This is a genomic window from Mesorhizobium sp. M8A.F.Ca.ET.181.01.1.1 (assembly GCF_004792025.1).
Classification (GTDB): domain Bacteria; phylum Pseudomonadota; class Alphaproteobacteria; order Rhizobiales; family Rhizobiaceae; genus Mesorhizobium.
In genome coordinates, this window is sequence record NZ_SRTV01000004.1 from 43,670 (window position 1) to 58,640 (window position 14,971).

Annotated in this window: 14 protein-coding genes; 7 read left to right on the plus strand and 7 right to left on the minus strand. The window is 62.8% G+C overall.

Annotated elements, in window-relative coordinates; all coding sequences use genetic code 11:
* Nucleotides 1–65: 65 nt before the first annotated feature.
* A complete protein-coding gene (locus tag EN824_RS16055; protein ID WP_135916036.1) occupies nt 66–1,091 on the minus strand; it encodes a LacI family DNA-binding transcriptional regulator in 1,026 nt (341 codons plus the stop codon).
* Between the two features lie 193 nt (nt 1,092–1,284).
* Here EN824_RS16055 and EN824_RS16060 point away from each other — a divergent pair, with 193 nt between their 5' ends.
* The 5 genes from EN824_RS16060 (at nt 1,285) to EN824_RS16080 (ending at nt 6,266) form a co-directional block, all read left to right on the plus strand.
* Nucleotides 1,285–2,316 carry a Gfo/Idh/MocA family oxidoreductase gene (locus tag EN824_RS16060; protein WP_135932490.1) on the plus strand — a complete coding sequence of 344 codons (1,032 nt, stop codon included), beginning with the start codon at nt 1,285–1,287 and terminating at the stop codon, nt 2,314–2,316.
* Entirely contained in the window at nt 2,313–3,221 is a 909-nt protein-coding gene (locus EN824_RS16065; protein WP_135932491.1) for a sugar phosphate isomerase/epimerase, read from the plus strand. The genes EN824_RS16060 and EN824_RS16065 overlap by 4 nt, the downstream gene beginning before the upstream one ends.
* A gap of 98 nt (nt 3,222–3,319) precedes the next feature.
* Complete coding sequence (locus tag EN824_RS16070) at nt 3,320–4,333, plus strand: substrate-binding domain-containing protein (protein WP_127275496.1); 1,014 nt, start codon at nt 3,320–3,322, stop codon at nt 4,331–4,333.
* 86 nt (nt 4,334–4,419) lie between these two features.
* Entirely contained in the window at nt 4,420–5,217 is a 798-nt protein-coding gene (locus EN824_RS16075) for an ATP-binding cassette domain-containing protein (RefSeq protein WP_135932492.1), read from the plus strand.
* Complete coding sequence (locus EN824_RS16080; protein ID WP_135932493.1) at nt 5,214–6,266, plus strand: ABC transporter permease; 1,053 nt, start codon at nt 5,214–5,216, stop codon at nt 6,264–6,266. The genes EN824_RS16075 and EN824_RS16080 overlap by 4 nt, the downstream gene beginning before the upstream one ends.
* A 97-nt stretch (nt 6,267–6,363) precedes the next feature.
* Here EN824_RS16080 and EN824_RS16085 read toward each other — a convergent pair whose 3' ends face one another.
* From EN824_RS16085 to EN824_RS16110, 6 genes are all read right to left on the minus strand, one after another.
* Nucleotides 6,364–7,104 (minus strand): ribonuclease activity regulator RraA, encoded by a 741-nt coding sequence (locus tag EN824_RS16085; protein ID WP_135881784.1) that lies wholly within the window; start codon nt 7,102–7,104, stop codon nt 6,364–6,366.
* 23 nt (nt 7,105–7,127) lie between these two features.
* Nucleotides 7,128–8,291 carry a mandelate racemase/muconate lactonizing enzyme family protein gene (locus EN824_RS16090; RefSeq protein WP_135864931.1) on the minus strand — a complete coding sequence of 388 codons (1,164 nt, stop codon included), beginning with the start codon at nt 8,289–8,291 and terminating at the stop codon, nt 7,128–7,130.
* 31 nt (nt 8,292–8,322) lie between these two features.
* Complete coding sequence (locus EN824_RS16095; RefSeq protein WP_127275491.1) at nt 8,323–9,420, minus strand: ABC transporter ATP-binding protein; 1,098 nt, start codon at nt 9,418–9,420, stop codon at nt 8,323–8,325.
* Between the two features lie 10 nt (nt 9,421–9,430).
* Nucleotides 9,431–10,321 carry a carbohydrate ABC transporter permease gene (locus EN824_RS16100; protein ID WP_127275490.1) on the minus strand — a complete coding sequence of 297 codons (891 nt, stop codon included), beginning with the start codon at nt 10,319–10,321 and terminating at the stop codon, nt 9,431–9,433.
* Nucleotides 10,318–11,277 carry a sugar ABC transporter permease gene (locus EN824_RS16105; protein WP_127275489.1) on the minus strand — a complete coding sequence of 320 codons (960 nt, stop codon included), beginning with the start codon at nt 11,275–11,277 and terminating at the stop codon, nt 10,318–10,320. The genes EN824_RS16100 and EN824_RS16105 overlap by 4 nt, the downstream gene beginning before the upstream one ends.
* 77 nt (nt 11,278–11,354) lie before the next feature.
* Nucleotides 11,355–12,833: a sugar ABC transporter substrate-binding protein gene (locus EN824_RS16110; protein WP_127275488.1), complete on the minus strand. Its 1,479-nt coding sequence runs from the start codon at nt 12,831–12,833 to the stop codon at nt 11,355–11,357.
* A 182-nt stretch (nt 12,834–13,015) separates the two neighbouring features.
* On the opposite strand from EN824_RS16110, the gene EN824_RS16115 reads away from it, so the two are divergent.
* Both EN824_RS16115 and EN824_RS16120 read left to right on the plus strand, forming a co-directional pair.
* The gene (locus tag EN824_RS16115; protein WP_127275487.1) at nt 13,016–13,726 is read left to right on the plus strand and encodes a GntR family transcriptional regulator; all 711 of its coding nucleotides are present in this window, start codon (nt 13,016–13,018) and stop codon (nt 13,724–13,726) included.
* 56 nt (nt 13,727–13,782) lie between these two features.
* Nucleotides 13,783–14,949: a mandelate racemase/muconate lactonizing enzyme family protein gene (locus EN824_RS16120; RefSeq protein WP_127870437.1), complete on the plus strand. Its 1,167-nt coding sequence runs from the start codon at nt 13,783–13,785 to the stop codon at nt 14,947–14,949.
* Nucleotides 14,950–14,971: the final 22 nt, after the last annotated feature.

Sequence of the window (14,971 nt, forward strand, 5' to 3'; positions counted from 1 at the left end):
TTGGTATCCGGCAAAGCTCCTCGTTCAGGCGGCCGAGGCCTCGATCCGAACCGGGATCCGGTATGTCAATCGCTATCGCGCGCAATTAGCTCCAGCGGCCAGACCTCGCGCATGATACGTGGACCCTCCGGGCCGGCGAAGGCAGGAAGAGACGCCAGCAGCATTTCGGCGAGCCGCCGTCCCATCGGCTGCAGCGCCGGGCGGAAAGCAGTCAGCGCCGGCGAGAAATAGCGGCAGAGCGGCGTATCGACGATGACGGTCACCGCCATGTCGTGACCCGGCTTGATCCCCATCTCGGCCAGCGCCTTGCATCCCCCTAGCGCCATTGCGTCATTGTTGAAGATGATGGCGGTCGGCGGGTCCTTGCGGCGCATCACCCGCGGGGTCACTTCGTAGCCACCGGCCTCGTTGATGAAGCCGTCGGCAATCAGGTGGGGATCGACCGCGATGCCATGCCGGCGCAAGGCCTTGCGGTAGCCGTCGAGGAACAGATAGCCGAAATTCAGATCGAGCGATGGGCGGATGGCAGCGATGCGGCGGTGGCCGCGCTCCACCAGCCGGTCGACCGCGTCGGCGCCTGCTTTTTCGAAATCGAGATCGAGCGAGGGGTAGGCCTTGTCGCCGGAGCGGCTACGGCCGAGCGTGGCGAAGGGGAAGCCGGCCTGGGTGAGATAGTCGATGCGCTCGTCCTCGCGCCGCGTCCAGGCCAGCACCACCGCATCGGCACGGCGCGTCTCGACGACACGCCGCAGGCGCTCCTGCTGATAGTCGCCCGGCGCGCCCATCACCACGATCAGGTCCAGTCCGCTTTCGGCGAGCCGGCCCTGCAACCCAGTCAGGAACGGAATGAAGAACGGCTCGCCATATTCCTGGTCGCCCGGATGCGGCTGCAGCATGAAGGCGATCGAGTGGGTAGCGCCTTGCCTGAGACTGCGGCCGGACTGGTTCGGCGAATAGTTGAGAGCCCTGGCCGCCTCGAGAACGCGCTGGCGCGTGTCGGCATTGACGTCGGCGCGGCCGTTCAGTGCTCGCGACACCGTGCCGATCGAAATGTTCAGGTGACGGGCAAGGTCGTGAATGCTGGACGCCAAGTGACTGTTCTCCCCTTGCTTGGCTAGCACCGGTGGCCGCCCGGGCCAAGGCGTAACGACGATTTTCGCCGGCGGCCGATTGACATTCTACGCCTTCGGGTGTGTTCTCGTAAACGTTTACGGAAAAACGTTTACGGTCACGCCGTGAACGCCGGAACCATCGGCCTGGAGGGGCCGAGAGGAGGAGCGCTGGATGATCGACGCCGTTCTTGTCGGCTGCGGAGCGATGAGCAAGGCCTGGCTCGATGCCGCGCGGCAGATCGACGGGCTCGCCATAGTCGGCCTTGTCGACCTCGATGCCGACAGGGCGAGGGCGAGGGCGCGCGAATACGATCTCAGTGGTGCCGTCATCGGCACCAGTCTCGACGCAGTGCTCGACCAGACCCGACCGCAAGCGGTGTTCGATGTGGTGGTTCCCGCCGCCCGGCGCGACGTTGCGCTTTCCGCCTTTGCCCACCATTGCAATCTGCTGACGGAAAAGCCGCTCGCCGATAGCCCGGAGAATGCCCGCGCCATCGTCGAGGCCGCCCGCCAGGCCGGGCGCATCCATGCCGTCGTCCAAAACCGCCGCTACGTCGCCAATGTCCGACGCATCCGGAGGTTTCTGGACTCCGGCGCCATCGGTGCCGCGACCAGCATCCACGCCGACTTTTTCGTCGCACCGCATTTCGGCGGATTTCGCGAAGAGATGGCGCACGTGCTGCTGCTCGACATGGCGATCCACACATTCGACGCCGCCCGCTACATGGTCAATGGCGAGCCGGCCGCGGTCCATTGCCAGGAATGGGAACCGGCCAATTCCTGGTACCGACAGGGCTCATCGGCCAGCGCGGTCTTCGATCTCGGCGGCGGCAAGGTCTTCACCTATGCGGGCAGCTGGTGCGCGGCCGGCTTCCGCACCAGTTGGGAGGGTAGCTGGCGCATCGTCGCCGAGCGCGGCAGCCTGATCTGGGACGGCCATGACGGGTTGAGGGCGGAAGTGGTGGTGCCGGGTCGCGACGGCATGTTCGACAAGATCCAGCCAATCGAGGTGCCGGCGCTCGATCCAGCCGACCGCGTCGACGGCCATCTCGGCATCATCAGGGATTTCATGCGCGCCATCGAGACCGGCACAGAACCGGAAACGCGCGGCGCCGACAACATCAAGAGCCTGGCCATGGTCTTTGGCGCCATCGAAAGCGCCGAAACCGGACGTCGCGTGATGATCGCAAAGGAAGCACAATGATGCCAAACCCGCTTCTCGACATCAGGATCGGCACCATGGTGCGGGCCAACCTCGACGACCCGGCCGCCTACATCAAGGCAATCCTGCCGCTCGGCTTCGAGAGCATCCAACCCTTCTTCTGGCAGACCCTGGGTGGCAAGGACCTACCCCGGCTGGCCGGACAGATCCGCGAGGCGATCGGCGATGCCGATGTCACGGTGTCCTCGATCGGCGTGTTCGGCAATCCGCTGGAGGGCGGCGATGTCGACCGTGGCGTGCTCCAGGCCTGGGAGACGGTCATCGACAATGCGCATTTGTTCGGCGCTTCGATGGTCTGCGGCTTTACCGGCCGGCTCCGCGGCAAGCCGCTGACAGACAGCCTGCCGCGCTTTCGCGAGGTGTGGGGGCCGCTGGCCAGGCGAGCCACCGACAAGGGCGTTCGCATCGCCTTCGAGAACTGTGCGATGGACGGCAACTGGGCCGCCGGAGACTGGAACATCGCCCACAATCCGGATGCTTGGGAGCTGATGTTCAACGAGTTGCCTGACGACAATCTCGGCCTCGAATGGGAGCCTTGCCACCAGCTCGTCTATCTGATCGATCCGATGCCACAGATCCGCAAATGGGCGCCGCGCATCTTCCACGTCCATGGCAAGGACGCGACGGTGCGCTGGGACGTCATTCGCGAGCACGGCGTGTTCGGCCGGCTGCCATTCGTGCAGATGCGCACGCCGGGCTTCGGCGACAGCGACTGGACGCGGGTGATCAGCGAATTGCGGCTGGCCGGATACAAGGGCGCCATCGACATCGAAGGCTGGCACGATCCGGTCTATCGCGGTGACCTCGAGATCACGGGACAAGCACGCGCCCTGGAGTATCTCAAGCTATGCCGGGGAGGTGCGAGCTACCTGCCAAATCCGGCGTGAGGACCGGTCGGCGGGAGGAGCCGGCCGTAAGTGGTACTGCCAAGGCAATCGTTCGAAAAACCCCTCGGCTGACGAGGGAAACAATGGGAGGAACGTGCATGAGCATCGCGACCAGAACGACATTTCTGCGCACGACCGTCGTGGCGGCGGCCACGGCGCTTGCCGCCGCAATCTCCATCTTGCCGGCGCAGGCGCTCGACGCCCAATGGTGCAAGGACGTCCACATCCGCTTCTTCGTCGGCGGCGCCGAGGGCGACGCCTTCGGCACAATCGTCTACAATGGCGCCAAGCAGGCCGCGGCCGATCTCGGGCCGAAGGTCGACTACATCTTCTCCCAGTGGGACGCGGAGAAGATGGTGCAGCAATTGCGCGAAGCGGTCGCGGTCAAGCCCCAGGGCATCGCCATGATGGGCCATCCGGGCGACGCCGCGATCATGCCGCTCGCCGAAGAGGCGCATAAGGACGGCATCAAGATGATGTACCAGAACGTCCCGGTGCCGAAGGTGACGGCGGCGTTCGGTGGCGGCTATGTCGGTGCGCAGCAGGAACAGCAGGGCCGCGCCCTCGGCGCCGAAGCGTTCAAGCTCGGCAAGCTCAAGGCCGGCGACAAGGCAATCATGATCGGCCCGTTCGAGAACGAGAACCGCGGCGCGCGCGAGCGCGGCACGGTGGCGGCGCTGAAGGAGGCGGGGGTCGAGGTCATCCAGCTGTCCTCGCCGCCGAGCGGCGAATGGGCGTCCGACCCCAACCTCGCCATCCCGGTGATCACGGCGGCGCTCCTCAATCACCCCGACATCAAGGCGGTCGGCTATCCCGGCGGACAGATGCTCGGCAATGTCTCCACCTACATGCAGGCGGCGGGGCGCAAGCCCGGCGATATCTTCAATTTCGGCTTCGACACCAGCCCGCAGATCGTCGAGGGCTTCAAGGGCGGCTGGGTGCAGCTGACGGCCGACCAGCAGCCATTCCTGCAGGGCTATCTGCCGATCCTCAGCCTTTGCCAGCAAGTGGTGCTGGGTCTGGCGCCGATGAATGTCGACACCGGCGCCGGTTTCGTGACGCCCGAAAATTACGCAATCGTCGCAGAACTCGCCAAACAGGCGCTGCGCTGACCTCCCAAGCCGCCGACCGGGATCAGGCCCCGGCCGGTGGCACCGCCGGCGAGAAGGCCGGTGCGAGACAATCAAGCGAGGATCCGATGGCCGAACGTCTCATAGAACTGCGCGATATCGCCAAGTCCTACGGCCACGTCTACGCACTTGGCGGGGTCAATCTCAGCGTCGACCGCGGCGAGGTGGTCGGCCTCATCGGCGACAACGGCGCCGGCAAGTCGACGCTGATCAAGATCCTCTCCGGCGTGGTCAAGCCGACCAGCGGCGAGATCCTCATCCGCGGCAAGCCGGTGACCGGTTGGAATGCGGCACGTTCGCGCGAGGCCGGCATCGAAACGGTGTTCCAGGACCGGGCGCTGGCCGTGCAGCAGACGATCGTGCGCAACATCTTCATGGGCCGCGAACTCACCGGTTTTCTCGGCTGGCTGAAGATCGGCAAGGAAATCGAGGAGGCGAGTCGGCTGATGCGCGAGATCGGCTTCACCTCGAAAGTATTCACGCCGCACTCGATCGTCGGCCAGCTGTCGGGCGGCGAACGCCAGGGCGTGGCGATCGCGCGTGCCATCTACAAGCAAGCGGAACTGATCGTCCTCGACGAGCCGACGACGGCGCTGTCTCTGACCGAGACCGCCAAAGTCTTCCATTTCGTGCGCCAGGTGCGGGCGAGCGGCCGCTCGATCCTGTTTATCGGCCACAACATCCATCATGTCTTCGACATCGCCGATCGCTTCGTGGTGCTGGACCGCGGCAAGGTCGCGCTCACCGCCGACCGGAGCGAGGTCAAGTCGGCCGAAGATCTCATCAACTTCATGGAAGACGTCGCGCATCCGGGCGGATTGGCCGGACTGCACGACACCGGCGACGCGGAGCAGAGAGCACGATGAGCAAGACCATGGAGCCCGATCTGCACGAGCCGTCGGCCGGCACGTCCCGCCAAGGCAGTTCCCGGAACGAGTGGAGGCACCCGTCCGACCACTGGCTGCGCGGCTTCGTCCTCGACAATCGGGCGTCGCTTGGCACGCTCGCCGTGTTCATCGTCATGATGGCGGTCTTCATGATCGCCAACCCGACGGTCTTCACAACCTGGTATCTCTACAGCGCCGTGCTCACCACGCTTCCCGTGGCGCTGTTCGTGGTCGTGCCGCTGGTCTTCGTCGTCACGTGCGGCGAGATCGACCTGTCGTTTCCCGCGACGATGGGTTTCGCCTCCTGGGTTTTCGCGCTGGTTGTGCAGGCCGGTTATGATCCGTTCCTCGGCATTGCGGCAGCGCTGGTCACCGGCACGCTGCTTGGTTTCCTCGTCGGGTCGTTGGTGGTCTATGGCGGGCTGTCGTCGCTGATCGCCACGCTCGGCATGAATTTCCTGCTGCGCGGCCTGATCCAGATCATCAATGAGGGCAGATCGACCTCGCTGACCAGCCTTGCCGACAGCTGGGCCTACCGGATCTTCTCCAGCCAGATCTGGGGCATTCCGGTGCAGATTTTTTGGGCGATCGCCTTCGTCGTCTTTTCGGCGATGCTATACAACCGCCACCGCTTCGGCGCGCAGGTGAGGGTGGTCGGTGACAATCCCGACAGTGCCCAGCAGATGGGCATCGACGTCAAGCGCGTGCGGGTGAAAGTGTTCGTCTTCGTCGGCATCGGGGCCGCGATCGCCGGCACGTTCTCCGTAATGATCAACTTCACCTGGTGGCCAACGGCCGGCGACGGTTATCTCTTGCCGGTGCTGGCCTCGGTGTTCGTCGGCGGCACGCCGACCTGGGGCGGCATCGGCACGGTGGCCGGCGGCGCGATCGGCGCCGTCACGGTGTCGTTTATCCAAACCGGCGTCGTGGCGGCTGGCCTGAGCGGCTTCTACGTCCAGTTCTTCAACGGGCTGATCATCATCCTTTCGCTGCTTGGCCACAAATGGAACCAGGCACGGTATCGGTGACACGATCAGCTTGGTGCGAGAGCCGACGGCGCGGCAATAAGCCCGTGCCTGACAAGGCAATGGACGACTGGGAGATACCCGCGACCTCGTCCGTCCATCAAGATTTCGGGTTGGCTTTCCGCCAAGCCTCATACTCATCATTTGCACTTGGGTGGAGCGGATAGTAGCGTTGCAACGACCCGCCCTGCATGAGTTTCTCACGCGAGAACTCCTCCCAGTCGTGATGCTTCTGGGATTCCTCGATCACCTTCGCGGCCATTGCGACGGGCAGCACGACCACCCCGTCATCGTCGGCGACGATGATGTCGCCGGGGATCACCGTGACGCCGCCGCAGGCAATCGGAACGTTGACGGCATTGGGATAGATGCTGGTTTGCACATGGTAGTTGGGCGTCCAGCCGCGCAGCCATAGGGCCAGGTCGAGTTTTTCGACATTGGGCCGGTCGCGCATGCAGCCGTCGATGACGATACCCGCGCCGCCTCTGCCTTTGAAGTATGTCGACATCATATCGCCGAACACGCCCGAGCTCATGTCGCCGCGCGCGTCGACCACGACCACATCCCCCTCTTGTGCGTGGTACAGCACATGCCGGTGGAGCTGTGTCTCCGGATCGGCATATTCTCCCTCGTTGAAAAGATCGGGCCGCTGCGGCAGGAACTGCAGCGTCAGCGCCGGCCCGACGATCGACTTGCCGTGGTTCTGCGCCACCGGACCGACCATATGCGGATTGCGGAAACCCATATGGCCAAGCGTGCCGGCAACCGTCGCGGCGCCGATCTCCTTTAGCGCGTCGATCAGATCCCTGGGCGGCCGCGTGATGTCGGAAGTATGCGTCATTGTGGACTCCGATTGAATGGGAACTACCAGTTCGTGACAGAACCATCGCGGCGCTTGAGGTGGGGCGCTTCCCAGAAACGGAAGCTTTGCGCCTGGACCGCCTCTTCGTTGACCTCGACGCCGAGCCCCGGCAGATCGGTGACGGGATAATCGGGGCCGTCGAGCCGTGGTTGCACCGGAAAGAAGTCGGAATTGTCGAAACCGAGCTTTGCTTCGGGCGCCCTGGTCTCGAGCCACGAGAAGTTGGGCACTGCGGCGGCGAGATGCACGGTCGCGGCCGTGCACACTGGACCCAGCGGATTGTGTGGCATCAGGTCCACATAGTGCGCCTCGCTCCAGCCGGCGACTTTCATCGCCTCGGTGAAGCCGCCGACATTGCAGATATCGAGCCGGTTGAACTGGTGGATGCCGCGCTCGACATAGGGCAGGAACTGCCACTTGCTGGCAAATTCCTCGCCGATGGCGAAGGGGATCTCGGTCATCTTGCGCAGGGATTCGTAGGCTTCCGGCGTCTCGTCGCGTATCGGCTCCTCGAGGAAATCGAGCACGCCGCGGTCGAGCTTGTTACAGAAGCTCGCCGCCTCCGCCACCGACAGGCGATGATGATAATCGATGCCGAGGACGACGTCGTCGCCCAGCGCCTGGCGCGCCTTGTTCAGCATCGTCGCTGTTGCGCCGATCGACTCGCGCGGCTCGAAGACATCCTTGCTGTTTTGCCCGACGGGAAAGAAGCGGATTGCCTGCCAGCCCTGCGCGTGCAGTTCGCGGGCCCGTTCGATGGCCACGTCGCCCTCGGCCTCGTCTCCGGTCGAGGCGAAAGTGGGGATCCGGTCGCGCTGCTTGCCGCCCAGCAGCTCGTAGACCGGTACCCCCAGCGCCTTGCCCTTGATGTCGTGAAGGGCGATGTCGATGGCGGATATCGCCGCCTGCAGAACGCGGCCGCCTTCGAAATACTGGCTGCGATAAAGCTCCTGCCAGATCCGCCCGATCCGCATGGGGTCGCGTCCGACCAGAAACTCGCGATAGTGCTCGACCGCGCCAGCCACGGCCTTCTCGCGGCCGCTCAGGCCGCTCTCGCCCCAGCCGAAGATGCCGTGGTCGGTCTCGACCTTGACCAGCATCTGGTTGCGCGTTCCCACCCACACCGGATACGGCTTGATCGCGGTAATCTTAAGCTTCCTGGTCATCCACACCCACGTCCCACACGCATCCGCCTGCTCAGCTGGCCTCGAGGGCCATTTCGGTTTCGCCGTCGAACAGATGCATCCGCTCCTGGTCGAACTCGAGCCAGATCCGCTCGTCGGGCGTCACGGCAATGTTCGGTGGCACGCTGACGTTGACGATGGCACCGGACAGGAACGCCTGCACGAAGGTCACGTCTCCGGTTGGCTCCACGGTGTAGACCTTGGCCGGGATGCTGCCTGGCACTGCACTCTTGTGCAGCTTGATCGTCGAGTGGCGTGCGCCGAGCACGACTTTTTTGGTCGTTGCCTTCGTGACCTTCTGGACGTTGCGCGGCGAGAGCCCAAGGCTCCAGCCCTCCGCGCTGGTCAACACGGTGCCGCCGTTCGCTGTCGATATCTCCAGCGGAATGAGGCTCATCGCCGGGCTGCCGATGAAGCTGGCGACGAACATGTTTACCGGATGGGCAAAGACCTGCGCCGGCGAATCGTATTGCTGCAGGAAGCCACCGTTCATCACCGCCATCTTGTCGGCCATCGTCACGGCTTCGAGCTGGTCGTGCGTCACATAGATGATCGTCGCCTTGAGGTCCTGGTGGAAGCGCTTGATCTCGGACCGCATCTGTACGCGCAGTTTGGCGTCGAGGTTGGAGAGCGGCTCGTCCATGAGGAACACGGCGGGATCGCGCACAAGAGCGCGGCCGAGGGCCACACGCTGCTGTTGGCCTCCCGAAAGTTCGCGTGGCTTGCGCTCGAGCAGGTGCGTCATGTCGAGCACCCGCGCCGCCTCCTTGACCTTCTTGTCGATCTCGTCCCTTGGCAGTTTGCGCATCTGCAGCGGGAACGCCAGGTTCATATAAACCGACTTTTGCGGGTAGAGCGCATAGTTTTGAAACACCATTGCGATGTCCCGGTCCTTGGGGTCGAGGTCGTTGACCACCCGGTCGCCGATGACGATGTCGCCCGAGGTGATCGGGGTCAGCCCCGCGACGAGATTGAGAGTGGTTGTCTTGCCGCAGCCTGAAGGGCCGACGAGCGCAACGAACTCGCCGTCGTTGACCGTCAGCGAAACGTCGTTGACGGCCTTGAAGTTGCCGTAGGTCTTGACGAGATCTTTGAGGACCACGTGGGCCATCGGCAACTCCCTAATGCTTGACCGCGCCTTCTGTCAGGGCGCGTACGAAGTATCGTTGCAGGACGAGGAACAGCACCACGACGGGCACGCTCATCATGAAGCTCGCCGCCATCAGGCCCGGAAAGTCCGTCGTGTTTTCCGAGAAGAAGCGCTGGATGCCGACCGGCAGCGTCAGCTGCTCGTTCTTGGAGAGGAAGGTGTAGGCGTAGATGTACTCGTTCCAGGCGCCGATGAAGGAGTAGATCGCGGTCGCGATGATCCCCGGCGTCGAAAGCGGCATCACGATCATGATAAAGGCCTGGAACCGTGTTGCGCCATCGATGCGCGCCGCCTGCTCGAGCTGCACCGGAATGTTGTCGTAGAAACCCTTGAGTAGCCAGATTGCCAGTGGCAGGCCGAAGGTGAGGTAGGTGAGAACAAGCGAGCCATGCGTGTTCACCAGCCCGATCGCGCGCATCAGGATGAAGAGCGGCACGAGAAAGATCACCGCCGGGAACATGTTGCGCAGCAGCACTGCGAAGAACAGGAAGTTGCGGCCCGGGAAGGTGAAGCGCGAAAACGCGTAGGCCGCGGGGACAGCCACGATCACCGAGAGGATTGTCGTGACGGTCGACACGAACAGGCTGTTCCAGAAGAAGCGCAGGAAGTCCTGGCCGACGCTGTTCTGCGGATCGAGCAGCTTCTGGTAGCTGGCAAGCGTAGGCTCGTCCGGCCACCATTGCGGCGGGAATTGCGTCGCCGCGAAGCCGGACTTGATCGAGGTGATCAGCATCCAGATCATCGGCAGCGCGGTGTAGAGCAGCATGAACAGAAGAAAGATGCGCCCGGCCCACCGCCATCCGTCCAAGCGCATACGGCGACGGGTCTGGCCTCGAGAGGCTGTCTCGGCGATCGTGCTCATGCGCCACCCTCTTTTCGCTCGTTGCCGCTCAGCGCACGGACGTAGAAATAGCCGAGGGTCATCAGGATGAGGAACAGGAGCACCGAATAGGCCGATGCCACACCCCAGCGCTGCCGGCCGAAGGCGAGCTCGTAAATATGGGTTATCCAGATATGCGATGCGTTCGACGGCCCGCCTGCGGTCATGATCCAGGGGATGATGAAGGAATTGAAGTTGGCCACCGCAAGCAGCAGGATCGTCACCACCGAGACGTTGCGCAAGTGCGGAAAGGTGACGTGCCAGAAGCGCTGCCATGCATTGGCCCCGTCGACCTTGGCGGCGCGCAACAACTGGTCGGGAACTGTCTGCAGGCCGGCCATCATCATGATCATGGCAAACGGGAACTCGCGCCAGATATTGACGACGATCAGGGAGGGCAGCACCGTGCTGACGTTGTCGATGAAATTGGGCGGCCGGTCGGTCAATCCGAGGCCGACCAGTACCGCGCCTATGATGCCGAAATCCGAATGGTAGATCCACTTCCAGATATAGGAGGCGGCGACGGCGCTGATCACCCAGGGAATGATCAGGATGGCACGCAGGACGCCGCGACCGATAAAATCTCGATGCAGCGCCAGCGCCGTCGCAAAACCCAGGACAAAGGAGATGAAAGTCGATCCGAATGTCCAGACCAGGGTGTTCCAGGTGACTTTCCAGAACACCTCACTGGTCAGGATGGTGGTGTAGTTGTCGAAGCCGATGAAGGTCTTGTCGCGGAGTTGTAGGCCGGGCGGCGTCTTATAGAACGACAGCTCGATCGTGTAGTAGATCGGATAGGCGATGACGACGAGCATCACGGCGATTGCCGGAAGCACGTATGCGTAGTCGGCGCGATGAGCCCAGATGTTCCGCAATACGCCGGACCTGCCGGGTTGCAATTTTCGGCGAGCCTCGGCCTTGCCGGTCACGATCGTCACTGTGGCGTGCCCTTGTTCTTCGGAACGAACCGGCTGCGCTCTCGGCGCAGCCGGCCAGATCGGAGGTCAGGTCCGGACTAGAGTCCGCCCATCAGGTCTTTGACCTTCTTGGCCGCGTCGTCCGCTGCCTGATCGACGGTCATAGCTCCGGTCAGGGCATTCTGCAGCATGTCCGGGACGATGATGTTCATGATCTCGGGGGACTCCGGCAGCGCCGGGAACGGGATGCCATACGGCAGCATCGAGGTCGTGACATCGAGGAACTTGATATGGTCCAGGCGTTCCTTCATCCATTTGGTCTTGAAGCCGTTGAGATTGCCCGGGTTGGAGCCGGCATAGGCCATTTTCAGCGACCATTCAGGGCTAGCCCACATACAGATCATCGCCTTCGCGGCCGGCTCGTCCACCTTGCCGCCCTCTACATATTCGGGCTTCAGGATGTGAATGTTCGAGCCGCCGAACACGACGGCGCGCTTGCCGTCGGGGCCGGTCGGGATCAGGCCGTAGCGCATGTTGTCGATGACGGTCTGCGCCTTATCCTTGTCGGTCCCGGTCGCCTTTGCCTGGAGGTCGAGCATGACGTTGTAGTCGGATGGGTGGGAGACCATCATGCCCAATTGGCCGGCGACGAACAGAGGCTGGTTGTCGGCCTGCTGGTTGGTAAGTGCAGAGACCGGAACCGACTTGTCGCGGACGTACATGTCATATGAGGCTTGCAGCGCCGCCTTGCTCTGCGGGCTGTCGAGCTCCACCTGCTTGTAGGTCGGGTTCGCGGTGGCCTCGTCGAAGACGCCGCCGCCATAGGCCCACAGCTGCGGCATGAAGCGATAGGGCGTATTGCCGGCATTCTTGCGAGCCACGAGGCCGTAGCCGGCAATGCCGAGCTTGTCGTGGATCTGCTTGGAATATTTGACGACGTCGTCCCAGGTTGCCGGAGCCTTGTCCGGATCGAGGCCCGCACGCTTGAAGATGTCGGCGTTCCAGATGAACGCCATCGTCTCGTTGTTCGTTGGAACGCCGTAGGTCACCCCATCCCAGGTCACCGCCTTCATGGCGCCCGGCCAGAAATCCTCGGTCGAATAGCCAACATCCTCCGGCTTGAGCGGCTGCAGATAGCCCTTCGAGGCGAATTCGGTACCACCCAGGATCTGCAGACGGACCGCCATCGGCGCGGCATTGCCCAGCAGTGCCGTACGGAATTTGTCGAGAAGGTCGTTATAGGTGAGGGCCTGTTCCTCGAGCTGGATGTTCGGATAGGTCTTGCGGAAAGTCTCGAAGAAATCCTTGTAGTACTGGCGCAGGAGGTCGGGATCGCCCTCGAACACGCCCTGATACCAGAAAGTCAGTCGCCCCTTGTAATCGAGCGGGGTGACCTTGGCGCAATCGCCGGCCGTGTCGAAATCCTGTGTTCCGGCGATCGAGCGCACATATTCAGGCGACCATTTGCTCAGGTCGACCGGCGGCGCACCCAGCGCCGATGTGGACATAAGCGATGCCGCCAAAACACCGACGACAGTGCCGCGCAGGACCGCACTGCCGAGCATGATCCTCGTCATAGGTATCCTCCCTGGTTCTCCGCCCTGCGATCGCGAGGATGGCTTTTCAGTACGGTGTATCCTCTCGATCACTTAGTACGTTTTCAGATCACGGATTGCCTGTCAACGCGTCAGATCGTACATTGTTTATGGAAACCGTGCATGATATCGGACTGACTGTGTATTAATTTGGGGAGCCGGCCTTGGCCGAAACAAACGATTTTAAAGCAAAACCACCTCCGGGGATCGACGCTATCGGGGCCTCCAGCGAGGGCGCTTCCCTTTACGAGCTGATAAGGGAAGACATCATCGAGGGACGGCTCGCCGCCAACGAACGGCTTGTTGTCACCGATCTCGCCCGTCGCCACGGCACCTCGACCAATCCCGTGCGCGAGGCCCTGCAGCTGTTGCGGGGCGAGGGATTCGTCATCTTCTCACCCAACCGCGGGGCGCGTGTAAGGCCCATCGATCAGGACTTCGTCCGCGATATCTACGAGATCGGTGTGCTGATCGAGCCGGCCCTGACGCGATGGTTCGTAAATATGGCTACAGGCGAGGACATCGCCGAGCTCGAACGTATCCAGGCGCTGATTGAAGAGAACAATTTCGCCGACACCTTCAGGCACAGTGAACTGGACACCGCCTTTCACACCGTGATGTACCAGCGGCACTATAACCGCCATGCCGCTGAGCTCTGGTGGAAGCATCGCGAAGTGCTGCGGGCGGTGAGCCGGCGCTTCAATTTCACGCTGGCGCGGCGTGCGGCGATCATTCGCGAGCACCGCGAACTCATCGCGCTCATCAAGGCGGGAGAGGCAGACAAGGCAGCCGAACTCATTTCCCGTCATGTCGAGGGTTCCGGCCGGCATGTTCTCGAACAGATGCGTGCGCGCAACGCCGCTCGGGCCGGATAGGACCAGGGGTCAAGTCTGGAACATCGTGGCTGACCATTGCTGACAAAGGTATTGAAATGAAAATCACGAGCGTTCGGCCGTGGCTGATCAAGTCTGGTGCTTCTTATTGGGGGGAATTCCTGTTCGTCGAGGTGACGACAGACGAGGGGGTGAGTGGCTGGGGAGAGATCACCACCACCACCAAGCTCGCCAACCGCGCGCTGTGCACGATCCTTCGACAGATCGGAGCCGCGGTGACAGGAGAGGACCCGGCGCGCATCGAATACCTCTGGCACAAGATATTCCGCAGCTTCACCTATATGGGCAGCCGTGGCGCCGCGGTCGAATGCGTGAGCGCGATCGATATAGCTCTCTGGGATCTCAGGGGCAAAGTCCTCGGCAAGCCGATCTACGAACTGTTGGGCGGGCCGGTCCGCGATGAAATCGCGCTCTATACCCATCCCAACCAGGCCAAATTCACCAGCAAGGATGCTGTGGTCCGCGAGATCCTGGACATTGTCGAGTCCGGGCACACAGCTCTCAAGTTCGATCCTTTCCCCCACCAGGGTCGCGGTGCCGACGGCGTGTCGCGTGAACAGCGGGACGGCTACCTCGATGGCGGCATGACCCGCAAGGACGAGCGCGAGGCGGCCGAACTCACGGCTCTGATCCGCGAAACGGCAGGCCCCGATGTCGACATCCTTATCGATGCGCATGGCCGCTTCGACGTCCCCACCGCCATTCGCCTCTGTCGCAGCCTCGAGGAAGCCGGCCAGATCGACTGGTTCGAGGAACCTTGCCCGCCCGAGAGCCTTAACGCCCTCAAGCAGGTGCGCGACAAGGTCAGCGCCGCTATCTCGTGGGGCGAGCGCGGCCACACGAAGTGGGATTTCATCCCGGTACTCGAGAACAAGCTCGCCGACTACATCATGCCCGACGTCACCTGGACCGGCGGCATAACCGAACTCAAAAAGATTTCCGCTCTGTGCGAAGCCTACTACATCCCGGTCTCACCCCATGACGCCGCGGGACCGATCAACGTGGTTGCGGGAGCGCAGGTGATGATGACCGTTCCCAATTTCTACAAGCTCGAAACGTCGGAGTGGAATTTGGGCAAGTACGATCATCTTATCGACAGGCCGCTCGACGTTTCGAACGGCAGCCTCAAGCTTTCGTTGAGGCCGGGTCTCGGCATCGAGATGAACCGCGATTACCTGCAAGCCCATGAGATCCAACTGGGCTAGCAACGTCATCGGCAGCATGCGG

Excerpts from the sequence above, each read along its gene's own strand:
- EN824_RS16090 (WP_135864931.1), bottom strand. The coding sequence starts at position 8,291 with ATGACCAGGAAGCTTAAGATTACCGCGATCAAGCCGTATCCGGTGTGG.
- EN824_RS16070 (WP_127275496.1), top strand. The coding sequence starts at position 3,320 with ATGAGCATCGCGACCAGAACGACATTTCTGCGCACGACCGTCGTGGCG.
- EN824_RS16060 (WP_135932490.1), top strand. The coding sequence starts at position 1,285 with ATGATCGACGCCGTTCTTGTCGGCTGCGGAGCGATGAGCAAGGCCTGG.
- EN824_RS16110 (WP_127275488.1), bottom strand. The coding sequence starts at position 12,833 with ATGACGAGGATCATGCTCGGCAGTGCGGTCCTGCGCGGCACTGTCGTC.
- EN824_RS16065 (WP_135932491.1), top strand. The coding sequence starts at position 2,313 with ATGATGCCAAACCCGCTTCTCGACATCAGGATCGGCACCATGGTGCGG.
- EN824_RS16100 (WP_127275490.1), bottom strand. The coding sequence starts at position 10,321 with ATGAGCACGATCGCCGAGACAGCCTCTCGAGGCCAGACCCGTCGCCGT.
- EN824_RS16095 (WP_127275491.1), bottom strand. The coding sequence starts at position 9,420 with ATGGCCCACGTGGTCCTCAAAGATCTCGTCAAGACCTACGGCAACTTC.
- EN824_RS16075 (WP_135932492.1), top strand. The coding sequence starts at position 4,420 with ATGGCCGAACGTCTCATAGAACTGCGCGATATCGCCAAGTCCTACGGC.
- EN824_RS16120 (WP_127870437.1), top strand. The coding sequence starts at position 13,783 with ATGAAAATCACGAGCGTTCGGCCGTGGCTGATCAAGTCTGGTGCTTCT.
- EN824_RS16085 (WP_135881784.1), bottom strand. The coding sequence starts at position 7,104 with ATGACGCATACTTCCGACATCACGCGGCCGCCCAGGGATCTGATCGAC.
- EN824_RS16080 (WP_135932493.1), top strand. The coding sequence starts at position 5,214 with ATGAGCAAGACCATGGAGCCCGATCTGCACGAGCCGTCGGCCGGCACG.